Source organism: Burkholderia sp. Bp8992, assembly GCF_003853705.1.
In the GTDB taxonomy this organism is placed as follows: Bacteria; Pseudomonadota; Gammaproteobacteria; order Burkholderiales; family Burkholderiaceae; genus Burkholderia.
On the sequence record NZ_QTQI01000001.1, the window covers coordinates 394231 to 411601 of the forward strand.

Consider the following 17371-nt stretch of genomic DNA (forward strand, 5'->3'; position numbering starts at 1 on the left):
GCGTGGGCGTGAACAGGTGCGGCTATTGTACTGAGGAACCTGTTCGTGCCCGCGGCGCCGCGCGTGCATCGGCCGCTCGACGGGCGGCCGGCCCGGCGGACGTTATCCGCGTGCGAGCCGTTTCGCGAGATCGGCGCTGAGGATCGCCATGCGCGCGGGTTTTTCGTAGCAGACGACGTCGAACGCGCGGATCACCTCGCTGATGTCGGCCTCGCTCGCGCGGCCGGTGAGCAGGTCGCCCGTCAGCACGAAGATCGGCGCGCCCGGGTTGTCGGACGTGCGCACGGCCTTGATCGCGGTGGCGGCCGTGCTGTCGTCGAACAGCCATTCGGTCAGCACGGCGTCGAAGGCCTGGCCCTGCAGCGCGTCGACGAACGGCGCGAGGCCGTCGAACGCGGCCGTCGCGAAACCCTGCCGTTCGAGGTAGCGGCACAGCTCGGTTGCGCTCACGCGATCGGGGTCGATCACCGCGACGACGAGCTTGTCGCTCTCGGCGCGGCGCGGATAGATTTCGATCTTGTGTACGTCGTACGCATTCTGATACAGCACGCCGGTGTGGCGCAGCACGCGCCAGCGGCCGTTCTGTTCGTACGCGACGAACTCGGGGCGGGCGCCGGCCTCGAGCGGCGCGCCGATCCATGCGGTGCACGGAATCTCGGCGACGCCCGCATAAAGTACGGCCTCCTGCGAACAGGCACCGACCATGCCGGGGTCGAGCGTTTGCGCGCCGAACAGCTGTGCGGCGGGTTCGCCGTACGCTTCGGCGACTTTCTTGATCTGCGCGAGCGTCCAGGGACTGCTGCCGCGCAGCTTGCGATGGCCTTGCGAGAAACTCAGGTCGAGGATGCGGCACAGCTCGGTAGTCTGCTGGCGCTTGCCGATACCATTGCGGGTCATCAGCTCGCGCACGCGCTCGGCGACCGCGAGGGAATCCGTGGTGATTGCTTCAGTGGTCATGCTACGGGAACGGATCGTGACGTTCAGAACGATGCCTTGCGGCAATCTCGACGGACAGTCTTCATGACGTCCAGGGGCGAGCCGACCGGCCACGCGCGGAAAAGATAACTTTACCGCAAAATGGTCGTCATTCAGTGTCGCGTAAGGTGCGTTTGTGTGAAAGGTGTGTCACGACGTTACCGCCGCGTACGCATCTCGTAGGGATTAACGCCTGACAGGAAACAATGACGACAACCTATCCGCTGCACGATACCCTGACCCGCGCCGAAACGGCGTTTCCGGCCGAAGCCGATGTCGTGATCGCCGGCGCCGGCATCATGGGCTGCGCGGCCGCCTACTACCTGGGCCTGCGCGGGCTGAAGGCCGTCGTGCTCGACAAGTCGCGCATCGCCGGACAGCAGTCGACACGCGCGTGGGGCTTCGTGCGGCAGCAGGGCCGCGAGTCGGCCGAGGTGCCGCTGATGATGGCCGGCATGCGGATCTGGGAGGGGTTAGAGGAAACCCTCGGTTTCGATCTCGAATGGCGGCAGGGCGGCTGTCTCTATATTGCGGACAACGAAGCGGACTGGTCGTCGTTCAATGCGTGGCTCGCCGTTGCGCGCGAGCACGGGCTCGACACGCGCACGCTGACACGCGCGCAGATCGACGAACGCGTCGGCGGCCTTTCGCCGCAGGCGCGCACGCTCGGCGGGTTGTTCACCGCGACCGACGGGCAGGCCGAGCCGCGTCGGGTGGCCGCCGCGTTCGCGGCACGCGCCGCCGAGGGCGGTGCGCGTTTCTTCGAAGGCTGCGGCGTGACGGCGATCGAAACGGCCGGCGGCGCGGTCGTCGGCGTCGCGACCGAGCGCGGCACGATCCGCACGCGGCGCGTGATCTGTGCGGCCGGTGCGACCAGTTTCCGGCTGCTCGACGGTGTTGGCATCCGGCTGCCGCAACAGGCCGTGCGCGGCACCTGCATGCGCACCAATGTGGTGCCGCTGATGTCGGCGTCGACGGTGTGGGGGCATGGCCTCGGCATCCGGCAGCGCAAGAACGGCGCGATCAATCTCGCCGACGACATGCAGGTTGACGTCGACCTGACGCTCGGCCATCTGCGTGGGTTGAGTCTCTTCTGGCCGGAGTTCTGGTCGCAGCGCGACAAATTCCGGCTGCACGTGAATGCGGCGGCGTGGCGCGATGTGCTCGCACGCATCAACGGCGCGGCGGGCCCGATCGAGCCGCGCGATCCTCAGCCGCAGCCGAATCGCGCGCACGCGCCGCGTGCGCTCGCGAAGCTCAAGGCGATCTTCCCGGCGTTGAAGGACGCGCAGATCGTCGAGGCGTGGGCCGGCCTGATCGATGTGCTGCCCGACGGCATTCCGGTGATCGATGCGCCGGGCACGCCTTCGGGCCTCGCGATCGCGACGGGGTTCTGCGGCCACGGTTTCGCGATGGGGCCGATCGTCGGCCGGCTGCTCGCCGAATGGATCGACACGGGCGCGCCGTCGCTCGACCTGTCGGCGTTTCGTGCGCAGCGCTTCGCCGACGGGACGATGGTGCGGCCGCGCAGCATGCTGTGACGGCCGGGCGCGCGCGTTCCCGTCGTAGAATCGAGCCCGCATTCCTCAGGAGACTTCCCGTTGGCTTCGCCATCCGACCAGCGCCGCTCGTTGCGCTTGCGCCTGCGTCGCGCCCGCAATCCGTGGCAGGCGCCGCGTGCGCGCACGCTGTTCACGCGTCCCGCGACGTCGCCGCGGCGCACGCTGCTGTTCCGCATCGGCGCGGTCGTGCTGCTGTGCACGCTCGCGTTCGTCGTGCTGTATCTCGATCGCGACGGCCTGCGCGATTCGACCAAGAGCACGCCGATGACCGTCGCCGATCTCGTGTATTTCACGATGGTCACGGTCGCGACGGTCGGCTATGGCGACATCGTGCCCGTCACCGCACGGGCGCGCCTGCTCGATGCGTTCTTCATCGTGCCGATCCGCATCGGCATCTGGTTCATTTTCCTGGGCACGGCGTATCAGTTCGTGATCCAGCGCGTCATCGAGGAATTCCGCATGAAACGCCTGCAGAAGCAATTGTCCGATCACATCGTCGTCTGCGGCTATGGCCTGTCGGGCTCGATCGCGGTGCGCGAACTGCTCGAGAGCGGCGTCGATCCGGCGACGCTCATCGTGATCGATTCGCAGCAGCAGGCGATCGAGGCCGCGACATCGCTCGGCGTGGCGGGATTGCTCGGCGATCCCGCGCACGAGGATCTGCTGCAGCAGGCACAGGTGCGTGAAGCGAAGGCCGTGATCATTTCGGTGACCGACGATCCGACCGCGATCCTGCTGACGCTGTCGGTGCGCAGCATCGCACCCGACACGAAGATCGTCGTGCGGATCCAGGAGAACCTGTATCAGCGGCAACTGCGGCAGGCCGGCGCGGACGTGATCGTGTCGTCGACGAAAATCGGTGCGCTGCTGCTCGCGGACGCGGTGCACAGCCGCTACATCGTGCCGTTCGTGAACGACATGCTGTCGACGCGCGGGCGGGCGACGCTGCTGGAGCGCGAGGCGATGCCGCAAGAGGTCGGTTGCATGACGAACGTCGTGCCGGGCGCGATCGTCGTCGGGCTCGATCGCTGCGGGAAGATCTTTTCGTTCTACGAGGATCCGCCGTGCAGGATCGAGGCGGGGGACACGCTGGTGGTGATCCAGTCGGCGCGGATTCCGGACCCGGATGTTTGATATGCCGGGCGGGCTGCCGTTTTCCCGCTTCATGCGCTGGTCCGCTAGTCCGGTCCGGCTCCATCGCGGAGCCGCTCGATCCCGTCGAGCCCGCGACCTCACAGGTCAGCGCACGGGCTTTGCCGACGCGAGCAGGCTGCGCAGGAACACCATGATCATGTGCCCGATCGGCACCTCGGACAGGATCGACTGCTGCAGCGACAGCCCTTGCGAAAGCCCCATGAACGACATGGCCAGGACGGTCGGCGATTCGGGCGGCACCTTCTTCATCCTCGCAAAAATCTGTTCGATGCAATAGGCGAGCCCGTCGCGGTGCGTGTCCAGCAATGCCTGCGACGCCTTCGCAAAAGCGGGGTTGCGGCGCCCGTGAAGCTTGAACTCGACGCCCAGCACCGACCACTCGGGTTCCGCGTCGACGGTCTTCGACCATATGTCCAGCGCATGCAGTATGTCCTCGCCGGACGCGGCCGGGTCGCTCAGCACCCGCACGATGTCGGCCACTTGCGTCTGCGAGCGCTCGCGCATCAGTTCGACGAACAACGCCTCCTTGCTCTCGAAATTCGAATAGAACGCGCCTTGCGTGTAGCCGGCCTCGGCCGCGATGTCCCTGAGCGACGTTGCGCCGAAACCGCGATCGACGAAGAGCCGCTTCGCAGCGGCAAGCAAGTGCGCGCGGGTCTGCAGTCGGCTTTCTTCGCGGGTCAGCCGCGGGGGATGAGGCACCGTTGTCATGGCCGGAAGGATATCAGTTGATATTTGAGATAGATACCATTACGATCGCATTTCGGATATCACTTGATATGTGAATTGCGAGGCGCGGCGTCGAGGCAAGCAGATGCGCGCGGATTGGCCAGGGGAGCGGTAGCCGTGACCACGGCTGGAAGAATATCAATTGATATTTGAGATAGACGCCAGTGCGATTGCATCTGCAATTATGTGTTGATCGCTGAGACGGCAGGCGCGAATGTGCGCCGGAATGTCCGCACCGGGCTTGGGACCGTTGCGGATGATCGTTTCGGTATGAGGGCGTCGATGCGCCGCCAGGGTGCCAGGGACTGCCGCTTTTGCGCGTCGCCTGCCGCTCCGGTGAATGCCGCCCGTGCGGCGTGTGGTGTAACCATCTGTTAGTCATGCGAATCATATCGATCCGCGTGCGGATGCGTGGCAGGAAGCAGAAGATGAGCGTGAGCAAGACCTATGCGCAGCTCGTTGCGGAGCTGGCCGAACTGGATGAGGAGATCGAACGCGCGCGTGCACGCGAACGTGTCGACGCGATCGAGAAGGTTCACGCGTTGATGGACACGTATGCGATCAAGCATCGCGACCTGGTCGGCCGCAACGGCAGTCGCGGCCCGTACATGGTGACAGTATTGCCGGCGCGCTACCGCGACCCCGCGAGCGGGAAGGAGTGGAGCGGGCGCGGTAACGCGCCGCTCTGGATTCGCGGCAAGGACCGCCGCCAGTTCGCCATTTGCAAGCCTCCGTCTGCCGGCAAGAAGGCCAAGCGGGGTTGATGGAACATGAAGGACGGCATGGCCGGCGTGCCGAACCACGGCAACGCCGCCTTCGGCTGCGCGTGACCCGGCGGGCGAGGTCCGGCAGCGTACGCCGGCACCGGCCCGGGCGACGCGCCCCGGCGCAGGGCCGCAGCGCGTGCTTATCCGCGCCCCACGAACGGCATCGTGGTCGCCATGATCGTCATGTTCAGGACGTTCGTGTCCAGCGGAAGATTCGCCATCTGAACGACTGCATTCGCGACATGCGTGACGTCCATGCGCGCCTCGGGCGCGAGGCTGCCGTCCGCTTGCGGGACGCCTTGCGTCATCCGTTCCGTGAGCGACGTCGCGGCGTTGCCGATGTCGATCTGGCCGCAAGCGATGTTGTAGCGGCGGCCGTCGAGCGCCAACGACTTGGTGATGCCGGTCACCGCATGCTTGGTAGCCGTGTACGCGATCGTATCGGGGCGCGGCGCGTGCGCGGAGATCGAGCCGTTGTTGATGATGCGGCCGCCCTGCGGCGTCTGCGCTTTCATCAGGCGCCACGCGGCGCGCGCACACAGGAAGACGCCGGTCAGGTTCGTCGCGACGACGCTGTTCCACACGTCGAGGTCGTATTCGTCGAGGGACACGACAGGCGCATTGCGGCCGGCATTGTTGAACAGGACATCGAGCCGCCCGAACTGCTGCGCGATCTGCGCGAACGCGTGGTCGACCGATGCTTCGTCGGTGACGTCGGCGGGAAACACCTGCGCGTCGCCGCCGGCGGTGCGGATTGCGTCCTGCGTATCACGCAACGATGCTTCGTTGCGTCCGAGCAGCGCGACGGCAAATCCCGCCTGGGCGAGCGCGATGGCTGCTGCGCGACCGATGCCGGAGCCGGCGCCCGTGACGGCAGCGAATTTCTTCGAGACAGACATGGCTTGATTTCCTGCGGGTTGAATGAGGCGCGAGGCGACAGCGGTTCGATGTCGTCGTCACTTCGGCAATGTAGTCGAAATGCTCGGCACGCGGAGTCGGGCGATGTCGCGATTCGCGTGCGACCGCGTAGTGACGGCGACTATTTCTTTCGTCCAGGCACGGCCCTGCGTGCCCGTGTGCCCGTCTCCGCGAACAGGTCGACCACGATGTCGCGCAGCCACCGGTTCCCTTCGTCCTGATCGACGCGCGTATGCCAGCCCGATGCCGGCCGAAAACGGGCGGGGCGATGCCCGCCCGCCGTCACTTCACGCATTCGAGCGCGTACTTCAACCCTTGCCCGAGCAACCCGCGCCACACGTCCCACGTATGCCCGCCGTCGACGATGCGCAGCTCCGCCGGGTTCTGCGCGCGGCGCAGTTGCGTGTACAGCACGCTCGATTCCGCCTGGATCGTCAGGTCGTCGTCGCCGGCCGCGATGAACATCGGCACGCGCCAGGTGCGCGCGAAATAACCGCGCAGCAGCGCCGGGTAGTTGAGCTCGTGCCACACGCGCGCGTCGAACTGCCGTTCGCCGAACACGCCGACATAGCGCGCGGCGGAATTGAGCGGCGGCTCGTTCGCATAGATCGCGGGGCTCAGCAGCATCGCGCCGCAGAACAGCCCCGGTTCGAGCAGCGAGAAGCGCAGCGCGCCGAACCCGCCCATCGACACGCCGCCGATCGCGCGGCCCGCGCGCTGGTTCGACACCGCGAAGTGCGCTTCGACCTCGGGCAGCAGGTCGTTGAGGAACGCGCTCTGCATCTTCTCCTTGCGATCGACGTACCAGTCGGTGCCGCCCTGCGGCATCACGATCACGACGGGCGGAATCTCGCGGCGCTCGATCAGCGTGTCGGCGGTGGCCTGCAGCCGGCCCAGCGTGACCCAGTCGTTCGCGTTGCCGGCGTTGCCGTGCAGTAGGTACATCACCGGATAGCGCGCACCTTCCGGGTTGTAGCCGGGCGGCAGGTAGACCGTGTACGACCAGTCGCGCTTCAGCGACGCCGACCGGAACGTGCGCAGCACGACGCTGCTGCCCGGGTTGACCGGCGGCTCCTGGGCGGTCGACGGTGTCGTCGCGGTCTGGACGGCCGGTGGCGGCGGCACGGGCGAGACCGGCGGCGCGGCCGGCGTGGCGCGGGCGGCGGCGATGGAGCCGGCGATCAGGGCGAGGGCGAACGGAAGGGCGAGTCGGCGCATGGCGAAGCGTTTCAGGAGAGGCGCCGGCTATCGTAGCAGCGGCACATGACGGCGCGGCGCGTCATCGCCGCGAACGGAACGGCAGCCGCGCGACGAGCGGCCCGTAGAGTTTGGCCACGAGATACAGCAGTCCCATCGCGACGGCGTCGGCGGTCAGGCCGAGCGGCACGTCGAGATAGCCTTCGGTCGCCTGGTACAGCAGCGAATCGACCGCGAGCGAGATGCCGGTGCCCGCGACGAAGCACAGCAGCCCCTGCCGGCCGATCGTGCCGATCCACGGCATCGCGTGCGCGACCTTCTTCATCCAGCCGAGGTGCACGAGCTTCGCGGCCAGCCACGCGATCGCGAGGAAGTTCACGAGGCGCAGCGTGCCGAGGTTCTGCTTGATCGACGGATCGGTCGGGAACGGCTCGATGCGCAGCCGGTAGTACGCGCCGGCCGCGACGATCGCGAGCGACACGGCCGTCAGCAGCCAGCCCTGCGGCTTGGGCGCGAGCGTCTGGTACACGGGCTGGCAGCGGGCGATCACGCCGAGCACGAACAGGAACTGCCACGCGAACGGATTGAAGTCCCACGGCGCGCCTTCGACGGTCGGCAAGAAGCGCGCGACGTGCGGCGCCGCATACCAGAGCGACCCGCTGAACGCGAGCATCAGCCACGGCTGCGTGCGCGCGAGCGGCAGCGCGAGCGGGACGAGCAGCGCGAAGAACGCATACATCGGCAGCACCGACGCGAGGTACGGCTGGCGGCGGAACAGCAGGATGTCGCGCAGCGCGGCGAGCGGCTTGTGCAGCAGGCCGTCGAGGTCGTTGGTCGGCATGTTCGGGCCGTCGATCGCGAACGCGTTCAGCGCTGCCGTGATCAGCAGCATCAGCCCGGCCGTCACGAGGAACGCGCGGTAGATCTCGAACGCGCGCCGGATGAAGCGCTGGCGCGCGGCGGCCTCGTCGTGCCGCTCGGCGAGCGAGTTGTACGCAATGGCGGTCGCGAAGCCGCCGAGGAACACGAACACCTCGGCCGCGTCGCACAGCGCGTACGCGTGCAGCGTCACGCGCGACAGGATGCTGCCGCCGATATGGTCGACGACGATGACGAGCAGCACGAGGCCGCGGAAGAAATCGAGTTCGGCGTAGCGGCCGGCCCGGGCCGGCGCGGTCATCGGACCGCCTCCCGGCGCGGGCCGCGGGCGCAGCCGGCACGTGCCGCGCAGGAATCGGGGTGAAGCATGACTTCTTGAAGAAAAGGCGAACGGATGCGCATTGTGCCATCGATGCGACGCGCATCGGGTTTACGCGGATGGCAGGTCGGCCTGCCGCTGCCGATAAGCCCGGTCAGGCCATCTGCGCAACGGGGCAGTTGGACGAGCGCAACGCTTTGCGCGCGACGACTCGCACCCGATGGACGGACGGTTTGCGTCGTGACACCATTTTGTCCTCACGCGGCCGCACACCGCGTCGTCCGCCCTGCGGGCCACACATACAACAGATCGAACAATTCGCCGGGCGCACGGCCTGCCCGGCCCTCGGCTCCGGAGATCCGTCATGAAGAAGCACGTCATTTTTGCCGCCGCGCTCGCTGCATTCGCCGCGCCGGCCTTTGCCCAGAACAGCGTGACGCTGTACGGCCTGATCGACGAAGGCTTCAATTACACGAACAACGTCAACGTCAATGGGGTCGGAAAGACGAATTACCAGCTCGCGAGCGGCTACGCGCAGGGCAGCCGCTGGGGCCTGAAGGGCAGCGAGGATCTCGGCGGCGGGCTGAAGGCGGTCTTCACGCTGGAAAACGGTTTTGACGTGAACAACGGCCGGCTCGGCCAGGGCGGCCGCATGTTCGGCCGCCAGGCGTTCGTCGGGCTGAGCCAGTCGCGCTTCGGCACGCTGACCTTCGGTCGCCAGTACGACTCCGTCGTCGACTATCTCGCGCCGCTGACCGCGAACGGCAACTGGGGCGGCACGCTGTTCTCGCACCCGTTCGACAACGACAACACGGACAACTCGTTCCGCGTCAACAACACGGTCAAGTACGCGAGCCCCGACTGGAACGGCCTGACGTTCGGCGGCACCTACAGCTTCAGCAACAGCACGGGCTTCTCGAACAACCGCCAGTACAGCATCGGCGCGCAGTATTCGCTGGCCGGGCTGCAGGTCGCGGCCGCGTACCTGCAGGCCAACAACCCGGGTATCGGCAATGCGGGCGCGATCGCGGCCGACGACGCGAACTTCGTCGCCGACCGCCTGCGCATCTTCGGCGGCGGCGTGAACTACACGTTCGGCCCGGCGACGGTCGGCCTCGTCTACACGAAGACGGACGTGAAGAACCCGGTGTCGACCGTCTACCTGCCGGCCTCGACGTTCGCCGGCCTCGGGCTGACGGCGACCAAGTTCCAGAACATCGAGATCAACGGCAAGTACCAGCTCACGCCCGATTTCTATCTCGGCGCGCAGTACGTGTACACGGACGGCAAGTTCGACGCGGCCGCCGGCTCGTTCAAGCCGAAGTACCACACGGTCGGCCTGATGGCCGACTACAGCCTGTCGAAGCGCACCGACGTGTACCTGCAGGGCGCATGGCAGAAGGTGGCCGGCGACAAGACCGGCACGGCGGTCGACGGCGGCTACGTGGTCGGGACCGACGGCCCGTCGGCGTCGTCGAACCAGTTCGCGGTGCGCGCCGCGATCCGCCACAAGTTCTGATTGTTTCGACCGGCCGGCGTCCCGGCGGCCGGCGCCCCGGCGTCGGCCGGTGTCAGTCCGCCCGGTGCATGCCGCCGAGCGTCTCCGCGAGCCAGTCCACGAAGATCCGCACACGCGGCGCCAGATGCCGGCCGGTCGGGAACACCACCGACACGGGCAGCGGCGTCGCATTCCATTCCGGCAGCACCTCGACCAGCGAGCCGTCGGCGAGCAGCGGCGCGAGCCCGTCACGCGGCGCCTGGATCAGCCCGAGGCCCGCGACGCAGCACGCGAGATACGCCTGCGAGCTGTTGACCGACACGACGCTGTGCATCTTCACCGTGTGCACGTCGCCTGAATCCATGTCCGCATATTCCCAGTCCAGCTCGCGGCCCGTGCGGCTCGAGAAATAGCCGACCGCGACGTGGTCGGGCAACTCGTCCGGCGAACGCGGCGTGCCGTGGCGCGCCAGATACGCGGGCGACGCGCAGTTAATCTGCGCCATCTCGCCCACGCGCCGTGCGACGAGCGACGTGTCGGACAGCACGCCGACGCGTACCGCGCAGTCGATGCCGTCGGCGACGAGATCGACGAAGCGGTCGGTCGTGCTGATCACGACGCGCAGGTCGGGGTAGCGCGCGTGGAAATCCGGCAGCGCCGGGATCACCTGGTTCAGCGCGAAACGTTCGGGCAGGTCGACGCGGATCACGCCGCGCGGCGACTTGCCGGCATCCTCGAACAGCGTTTCCGCATCGTCGAGATCGGCGAGCAGCTGCACGCAGCGCTCGTAGTAGGTCGCGCCTTCGGCGGTCAGCGCGACGCGCCGCGTCGTGCGTTGCAGCAGGCGGATCTTCAGGTGCTTTTCCAGATACTGGACCGCGTTGCTGACGGTCGGGCGCGGCAGTTGCAACTGCTCGGCCGCTTTCGTGAAGCTGCCGAGATGGGCGACGCGCGCGAAGATGCGCATTGCTTGCAGATGGTCCATGCGGGCGGAAGCCTTGGCGGGGAAGGGAACAGGCTCCATTGTTAATCAGCGTCGAATGGTTTGGTGGAGCGTTTCGCGTTTATCGTGCGCGGCAAAGCGCCCAGAATTCGGTCCATCCACTCACCACTTGAAGGAAACGGACATGGACACGCGTCAACTGGGCCGCACGGGCCCGCAGGTTTCGGCGATCGCGCTCGGCTGCATGGGGATGTCGGACTTCTACGGGCCGGCCGACCGCGACGAAAGCATCGCCACGCTGCACGCGGCGCTCGACAACGGCATCACGATGCTCGATACCGGCGACTTCTACGGGATGGGCGACAACGAGATGCTGATCCGTGACGCGCTGCGCGGCCGCGCGCGCGACCAGGTGCTGATCAGCGTGAAATTCGGCGCGCTGCGCGATCCGGCCGGCGGGTTTGCCGGCTACGACGCACGGCCCGACGCGATCCGGAACTTCGTCGCGTATTCGCTGAAGCGGCTCGGCACCGACTACATCGACATCTACCGTCCGGCTCGCGTCGATCCGACGGTGCCGATCGAGGAGACGGTCGGCGCGATCGCCGATCTCGTGCAGGCGGGGTATGTGCGCCATATCGGGCTGTCGGAAGTCGGCGCGGACACGATTCGCCGCGCGGCCGCCGTCGCGCCGATCGCCGATCTGCAGATCGAATACTCGTTGCTGTCGCGCGGGATCGAGGCCGAGATCCTGCCCGTCTGCCGTGAACTCGGCATTGGCGTGACGGCCTACGGCGTGCTGTCGCGCGGGCTGCTCGGCGGCCGCTGGACGGCGGCGCGGCAGGGGGAGCGCGATTTCCGCGCGGCGAGCCCGCGCTTCCAGGGCGAGAACCTCGCGCACAACCTCGCGCTCGTCGACGCGCTGCGCGCGATCGCCGACGAGAAGGGCAGCAATCCGGCGCAGGTCGCGATCGCGTGGGTGCTGTCGCGCGGCGCCGATATCGTGCCGCTGGTCGGCGCGCGCAAGCGCACGCAACTGCAGGACGGTTTGCTGGCGACTAAATTGCAACTAACGGTCAATGATCTCGCTCGCATCGAGGCGGCGGTGCCCGCCGGGGCGGCTGCTGGCGACCGTTATCCCGCCGCACAGATGGCGCACCTCGACAGCGAGCAGGGCCGGGGGTGATACACGGGGCCGGATCGCCGGGCGCCACAGGTCCGTCCGGCGGGCCCTAGCCAGCCTCAGGCAAAACCAGATGGCCGGCAGCATGGCGGGGCGGCACCATCGGCGCCGTACTCAACCGAATGGAACCGCCTCCATGCAAATTCATACGCTGACGATCATCGTGCTGGTGTTCCTGCTGGCCGGCGCGGTCAAGGGAATGATCGGGCTCGGGCTGCCGACGATCGCGATGGGGCTCCTGACGCTCGCGATGCCGCCTTCGGCCGCGGCCAGCTCGCTGCTCGTGCCGTCGTTCATCACCAACGTGTGGCAGTTGTGGCTCGGCCCGTCGTTCGGGCCGTTGCTGCGCCGGCTGTGGCCGCTGCTCGCCGGCCTGGCGATCGGCACGCTCACGGGCGGGCTGCCCGCGCTCGCGGCCGGCAGCACCTGGACGCACGCGGCGCTCGGCGTGGTGCTGATCGTGTACGGGCTGTGGGGGCTGGCCGCCGCACGATTGCCCGCGCCGGGTCGTCACGAGAAAGGGCTGTCGGCCGTGGTCGGCTACCTGACGGGCGTCGTGACGGCGGCGACCGGCGTGTTCGTCGTGCCGGCCGTGCCTTACCTGCAGGCGCTGCGGTTGTCGAAGGACGACCTGATCCAGGCGCTCGGACTGTCGTTTACCGCATCGACGATCGCGCTCGGCCTGCAATTGCACGTGTCGGGCGCGCTGCAGACGGTGGATCTCGGCGTGTCGGCGCTCGCGCTCGTGCCGGCGCTGGCGGGGATGGCCGGCGGCCAGTATGCGCGGCGCGTGATGAGCGAAAAGGCGTTCAAGCGCTGCTTCTTCATCGGGCTGATCGCGCTCGGCGCGTACATGGCGGCGTCGGGGTGGCTGTGAGCGGGTATTGCGGGCGAGGGTGATGCCTGCGTCGTTCAGAAGCGCCCGAAGCCGGTTTCAGTGGCCGGCTTCGGGCGTGTCACACGGCGTGGATCACGCGGCTCAGGCCGGATCGGCGTACTTCAGCGACCACCCGAACGTGCGCGTCGTGCCCGCGCCGAGTGCAAACGGCTTCGTCGTGCACGCGAAGTTCGAATGCAGCTGGCCGATCGGCGTCGTCGACAGCGGGTTCGTCGCGCCGTTCGCCGTATCGAAGGCGGACAGTGCGCAGGTATCGAACCCGGAGGCCGCATAGCCGGTCGCGACGCTGTTCGCGTACATCACCGACATGCCGTCGCCATTGGCCTGCGTGGACGCGAAATCCGCGAACGACGTGAAGTCCGTCTCGACCGCGAGGTTGCCCGTGAGCGTGCCCGAACTCAGCGTGTCGCTGCGCGACACGGTGCCGTGCGCGAACGTCAGCACCGTATGCACCTGCAGGTCGAGATCCGTCGTGTAGGCGGCGTTCTTCGACGCGAGACGGAACTTCGTCGTATCGAACGACACGATCACCTGGCCGTTGCCTTGCTGCACGTTCAGGTTCCTGTAGTACGTGACGGGAATGTAGGTTTTTGCGTTGTACGTCACCTGCGGCACCAGCAGCGCGTAGCCGAGATCGGTCGTGCCGTAGATCAGCTTGTCCGAGAACGGCACCGGGTAGTACGGCGTGTACGAGTTGTAGTCGGGCGCCTGGCTCAGGTTCAGGTTGATCACGCGCCGGCCGTCGCGCACGGTGAGCAGCGCCGCGCTGTACGGGTGCGCGGCATCGGTCGGCTGGTTGTACCAGGTGAGCGTGTAGCGCGGCAGCGCGTCGAGCCATGCGCCGTAGTCGGCATCGGCCATCGGCGCCTTGCCGCCGAAGCCGAGCTTGTTCCACCACGCGTTCACGTACAGGTACTGGTGCAGCAGGCTGAAGTTCTCGCCCATCACGCGCGGCTTGCCGCGATACGTGTCGGTGCCGCGGCCCTTGACCCACATGTTCACCGACGGCGTCGGCAGCGACGGGTCGTACCAGTACGTGTCGAAACGATGCGCAGCCCGGTAGATGAATGCGTACGCAACCTGCTTTTCCTGGTCGGTCAGCACGCCGGCGTTGGCGGCGGCCGTCAGCACTTCCATGAACGCGGAATCGCCGTACGGGCCGATCGAGCGGCCGTAGTTGAAGCCCTGGCCGCTGGCATTCAGCTGCGGCAGGATCAGGTCGACCGACTTGCGCAGATAGCCCTTCAGTTCGGGCGTGAGATTCGCCACGTTGTCCATCTCGAACGTACGCTCGACCACTTCGCCGATCAGCAGCGTGCTGTAGCGGTCGAAGCGCGCCTGGTCGTAGTAAGTCGTATGCGTGTTCGACGCTTCGTCGGAGAAGCCGCCGGAAGAATCGTTGCGGATGTGGTTCGTCAGCGTGTACAGCAGCGCGTCGCGCGCGCCCATCGTCGCGACGGACGGATCGGTCTTCGACGCGAACGACGGGCTGCTCCAGCCGAGTTTCTGGCGCAGCCCGGCAATTCCGTAGGACACCGCATAGTAATTCTGCGCGGTATTGAGCGACGCGATGTCGATCGGCGTGCCGGCGGCCGGGCACGTACTGGTCTTGCCGCTCGCATCGGGGCCGAACATGTCGCAGAAGGTGAGGCGCTGCTGCAGCGTCGCGAGCATCGCGTCGCTGAAGACCTCGTTGAGCATGCCGTGCGCCTTCAGGTTGTTCAGCGCGACGAGGTAGTAGTACTCGCCCCACGACGTGTTCGCATACGCGTAGTTGCTGCCCGACTGCGCCATCATCGCGGTCGTGATCGTCTGGTACGTCGCGAGGTAGCTCGCGTATTGCGGGTCGTTCTTCGACTTCATGTCGATCAGGATGTACGACAGGCCGAGCGCGAGCTTGCCGGGCAGGAATTTGTCGCCGGTATTCGTGTCGAGCACGTGGACCGGCGTGCCGTCGCCGAGATCCATCACGACCTGCGTGAAGTCGGGCGACTTCCGGATCAGGTCGAACAGCGCGCGCATCTGGCCCATCATCGTGACCGGAATGTTCGTGCCGGCCGGCACGCTCGTGTCGGGCGCACCGTAGACGAGCGCCTGCAGCGAGTTCGACGCGAGCGTGGGTGTCGTGGACGGGGGCGGCGATGACGGCGGCGTATCGGTCACGTCGTTGCCGCCGCACGCGCTGACGAATACGACGGAAAGGGCGCTGAGCGCGGCGCCGAGCGCGAATCTGCTGCGCGGATGCATTGTGTCTCCAGTTTCGAATAGTGATGAAGGACGGGCAGGTGTGGCCGTTGCCGCGCTCGACGCCCGTACCCGGCCGCCGCCCAGCAACCCTGATCCCTGCGGGCGGACAGCCTGAATCACAACTCGAGCGGGCAAGCGTTCCCCCTGCGCGGGCCGTGGCCGGCGTCGCGCTGATGCATTGGAAAACGTTTTCCAAATTTAGGCATCGGGCGGCGCGATGTCAATGAACTTTCACGCCGGATGCGCCGGTGAAAACCCGGATGGTGGGAATGGCGAGATGGGGCGGGAGATCAGGATGGCGCGGAAATTACCCGGTATTTTGTCGTTGATCGAGCAGGTATCGTGCCGGGAAAGAGTGCTGGAGCGACAGGCAACGAGATTGAATGTCGACGTGCTTTAGATGGATGACGAGAGAAAACGTTATCCATAAGGATCGAGGCGCATCACCGCCGATATCGGGCCGCCGCGACGGGCCTAAAGCTGCGCCTCGATCGCAGCCTTGTCGATTACCGACCAGACCTGACGGATCTTGCCGTCATGAAACTCGTAGAACACGTTCTCGGCGAACGTGACCTTCCGGCCGTCGACGGCGAGCCCCATGAACGTCCCCTTCGGCGAACAGGCGAAGCGCAGCCGACATGCGACGCGCGGCGGCTCGCACGCGAGCAGCCGGATGTCGAAACGGAGATCGGGAATGTCGCGATAGTCCTGTTCGAGCATCGCGCGGTAGCCGGCGAGGCCGAGCGGCCGGTCGTTGTGGATCACGTCGTCGGACACATACTCGCCGAGCGCCGCCCAGTCCTGCCGGTTCAGGCAATCGATATAGGCGCGATAGCGGGTGGCGAGATCGGTTTCGGTCATGGTCATGTCTCCGTGTATCGACGATGTGGCGCGCGTTACGGCGACGTTGCCGCGCCGGACAGGAACGCGACGAACTCGCGCGTGTACTTCGGCAGCGCGTCGAACGACCGCGCGCAGAGCGTCAGCTTCCGGTGGCTCCACGGATCGGACAGCTCGACGAGCCGCACGTCCATCGTCTGCATCGCGCGCTCGGCCGCATGGCGCGACACGATGCCGATGCCCACGCCGCTCGCGATCACGCGGCAGATCGCATCGAAGCTCTTCAACTGCACGCGATAACGGATCCGCTTGCCGAGCGCGCGCGCCTGGTCGGCGAGATGCACCTGCAGCGCGCTGCCGTCGGTGAGGCCGATGAAATCTTCGCCGGCGATCGCGTCGAACGCGACTGCCCCGTGCGACGCGAGCGGATGCGCGGCCGGCACGACGACGATCAGCCAGTCCTCGCGGAACGGCTTCTGTTCGAGCCCGCCGAGCCCGACCGAATCGGCGACGATGCCGACCTCGGCCGTCTTGTTGCGGATCGCGTGCACGATCTCCTGGCTCGAGCGTTCCTCGACGCTGATCGACAGCTTCGGATGGTGCGGCAGGTAATCGGCCAGCGCGTCGGGCAGGTATTCGCTCAGCGACGCCGTGTTGCACAGCAGCCGGATATGGCCGCGCAGCCCCTGGCCGAATTGCTGCAATTCTCCGCGCATGTGGTCGATCTGCTGCAGCACGGTGCGTGCGTGGTGTTCGAGCGCGCGGCCCGCGTCGGTCGCCTGCGCGCCCGACTTGGTCCGGTGCAGCAGCGGCACGCCGAGTTCGTCCTCCATGCCGCGGATGCGCTCGCTCGCGGCCTGCAGCGTGATGTGCGTGCGCTCGGCGCCGCTTGTGATCGTGCCGGCTTCGCAGATGTTCAGGAAGAGCCGCAGGTCGGTCAGGTCGAAACGCATGATGGGCGGGGAGTGAAGGCGTTGAATGGCCGATAAGTTAGCAGGAACCGCCGCGCCGGTCTCAGGCGCAGCCTGAGGCCCGATTCGCCGGTTCCGCATTTTCGGGGCGCGATCGATGGCCGAACATGGCTGCACATCAACCGAGGGAGCCTGTCATGCGGATCGATTCGTCGTGGGGCGTGTCGTTCAAGATCGCGCTGCATTTGCTGTTCCTGTGCATCGGCATCGCGTGGGCCTGTTCCGAATTTGTCCGATGGTTGCATTGAGTGCTGCTGCGCGCCTATTGAAACAAATCTGTCATAGTTTTT

Annotated in this window: 15 protein-coding genes and 1 pseudogene; 6 read left to right on the top strand and 10 right to left on the bottom strand. The window is 66.8% G+C overall.

The genetic code is table 11. The annotated features are described in order from the left end of the window. Window positions 1–102 precede the first annotated feature (102 nt). Window positions 103–957, bottom strand: coding sequence for a helix-turn-helix domain-containing protein (locus DIE03_RS01785; RefSeq protein ID WP_124446873.1), 855 nt, complete (start codon window positions 955–957; stop codon window positions 103–105). A 224-nt stretch (window positions 958–1181) separates the two neighbouring features. Here DIE03_RS01785 and DIE03_RS01790 point away from each other — a divergent pair, with 224 nt between their 5' ends. Together DIE03_RS01790 and DIE03_RS01795 are read left to right on the top strand one after the other, a co-directional pair. Next, window positions 1182–2516, top strand: a complete 1335-nt coding sequence (locus DIE03_RS01790) for an FAD-binding oxidoreductase (protein WP_124446875.1) — start codon at window positions 1182–1184, stop codon at window positions 2514–2516. Between the two features lie 60 nt (window positions 2517–2576). Beyond that, window positions 2577–3671 carry a TrkA family potassium uptake protein gene (locus tag DIE03_RS01795; RefSeq protein WP_124446877.1) on the top strand — a complete coding sequence of 365 codons (1095 nt, stop codon included), beginning with the start codon at window positions 2577–2579 and terminating at the stop codon, window positions 3669–3671. A gap of 105 nt (window positions 3672–3776) precedes the next feature. On the opposite strand, the gene DIE03_RS01800 is transcribed toward DIE03_RS01795, so the two are convergent. Next, window positions 3777–4403 (bottom strand): TetR/AcrR family transcriptional regulator, encoded by a 627-nt coding sequence (locus DIE03_RS01800; RefSeq protein WP_124446879.1) that lies wholly within the window; start codon window positions 4401–4403, stop codon window positions 3777–3779. Between the two features lie 446 nt (window positions 4404–4849). Between DIE03_RS01800 and DIE03_RS01805 the strand changes: the two genes are divergently transcribed. Continuing rightward, the gene (locus DIE03_RS01805; RefSeq protein ID WP_260434775.1) at window positions 4850–5185 is read left to right on the top strand and encodes an H-NS histone family protein; all 336 of its coding nucleotides are present in this window, start codon (window positions 4850–4852) and stop codon (window positions 5183–5185) included. A gap of 143 nt (window positions 5186–5328) precedes the next feature. Here DIE03_RS01805 and DIE03_RS01810 read toward each other — a convergent pair whose 3' ends face one another. From DIE03_RS01810 to DIE03_RS01825, 4 genes and pseudogenes are all read right to left on the bottom strand, one after another. Beyond that, a complete protein-coding gene (locus DIE03_RS01810) occupies window positions 5329–6087 on the bottom strand; it encodes an SDR family oxidoreductase (protein ID WP_124446883.1) in 759 nt (252 codons plus the stop codon). Between the two features lie 140 nt (window positions 6088–6227). Further along, a pseudogene (locus tag DIE03_RS38960) lies at window positions 6228–6344 on the bottom strand (LysR family transcriptional regulator); the annotation flags it as partial. 44 nt (window positions 6345–6388) lie between these two features. After that, window positions 6389–7324, bottom strand: a complete 936-nt coding sequence (locus tag DIE03_RS01820; RefSeq protein ID WP_124446885.1) for an esterase family protein — start codon at window positions 7322–7324, stop codon at window positions 6389–6391. Between the two features lie 61 nt (window positions 7325–7385). Then, complete coding sequence (locus tag DIE03_RS01825) at window positions 7386–8483, bottom strand: OpgC domain-containing protein (protein WP_124446887.1); 1098 nt, start codon at window positions 8481–8483, stop codon at window positions 7386–7388. A 382-nt stretch (window positions 8484–8865) separates the two neighbouring features. Between DIE03_RS01825 and DIE03_RS01830 the strand changes: the two genes are divergently transcribed. Further along, complete coding sequence (locus DIE03_RS01830) at window positions 8866–10020, top strand: porin (protein ID WP_124446889.1); 1155 nt, start codon at window positions 8866–8868, stop codon at window positions 10018–10020. A 52-nt stretch (window positions 10021–10072) separates the two neighbouring features. Here the strand turns inward: DIE03_RS01830 and DIE03_RS01835 are convergent, their stop codons facing one another. Further along, window positions 10073–10984, bottom strand: coding sequence for a LysR family transcriptional regulator (locus tag DIE03_RS01835; protein WP_124446891.1), 912 nt, complete (start codon window positions 10982–10984; stop codon window positions 10073–10075). 142 nt (window positions 10985–11126) lie between these two features. On the opposite strand from DIE03_RS01835, the gene DIE03_RS01840 reads away from it, so the two are divergent. Together DIE03_RS01840 and DIE03_RS01845 are read left to right on the top strand one after the other, a co-directional pair. Beyond that, window positions 11127–12128 carry an aldo/keto reductase gene (locus tag DIE03_RS01840; RefSeq protein ID WP_124446893.1) on the top strand — a complete coding sequence of 334 codons (1002 nt, stop codon included), beginning with the start codon at window positions 11127–11129 and terminating at the stop codon, window positions 12126–12128. Between the two features lie 133 nt (window positions 12129–12261). Beyond that, window positions 12262–13002, top strand: a complete 741-nt coding sequence (locus DIE03_RS01845; RefSeq protein ID WP_124446895.1) for a sulfite exporter TauE/SafE family protein — start codon at window positions 12262–12264, stop codon at window positions 13000–13002. A gap of 102 nt (window positions 13003–13104) precedes the next feature. Here DIE03_RS01845 and DIE03_RS01850 read toward each other — a convergent pair whose 3' ends face one another. From DIE03_RS01850 to DIE03_RS01860, 3 genes are all read right to left on the bottom strand, one after another. Beyond that, window positions 13105–15270, bottom strand: a complete 2166-nt coding sequence (locus tag DIE03_RS01850) for a hypothetical protein (protein WP_124446897.1) — start codon at window positions 15268–15270, stop codon at window positions 13105–13107. A gap of 474 nt (window positions 15271–15744) precedes the next feature. Further along, window positions 15745–16131 (bottom strand): ester cyclase, encoded by a 387-nt coding sequence (locus DIE03_RS01855; protein ID WP_124446899.1) that lies wholly within the window; start codon window positions 16129–16131, stop codon window positions 15745–15747. 35 nt (window positions 16132–16166) lie between these two features. Next, on the bottom strand, window positions 16167–17063 hold the full coding sequence (locus DIE03_RS01860; protein WP_124446901.1) for a LysR substrate-binding domain-containing protein: 897 nt from the start codon (window positions 17061–17063) through the stop codon (window positions 16167–16169). Window positions 17064–17371 lie beyond the last annotated feature (308 nt).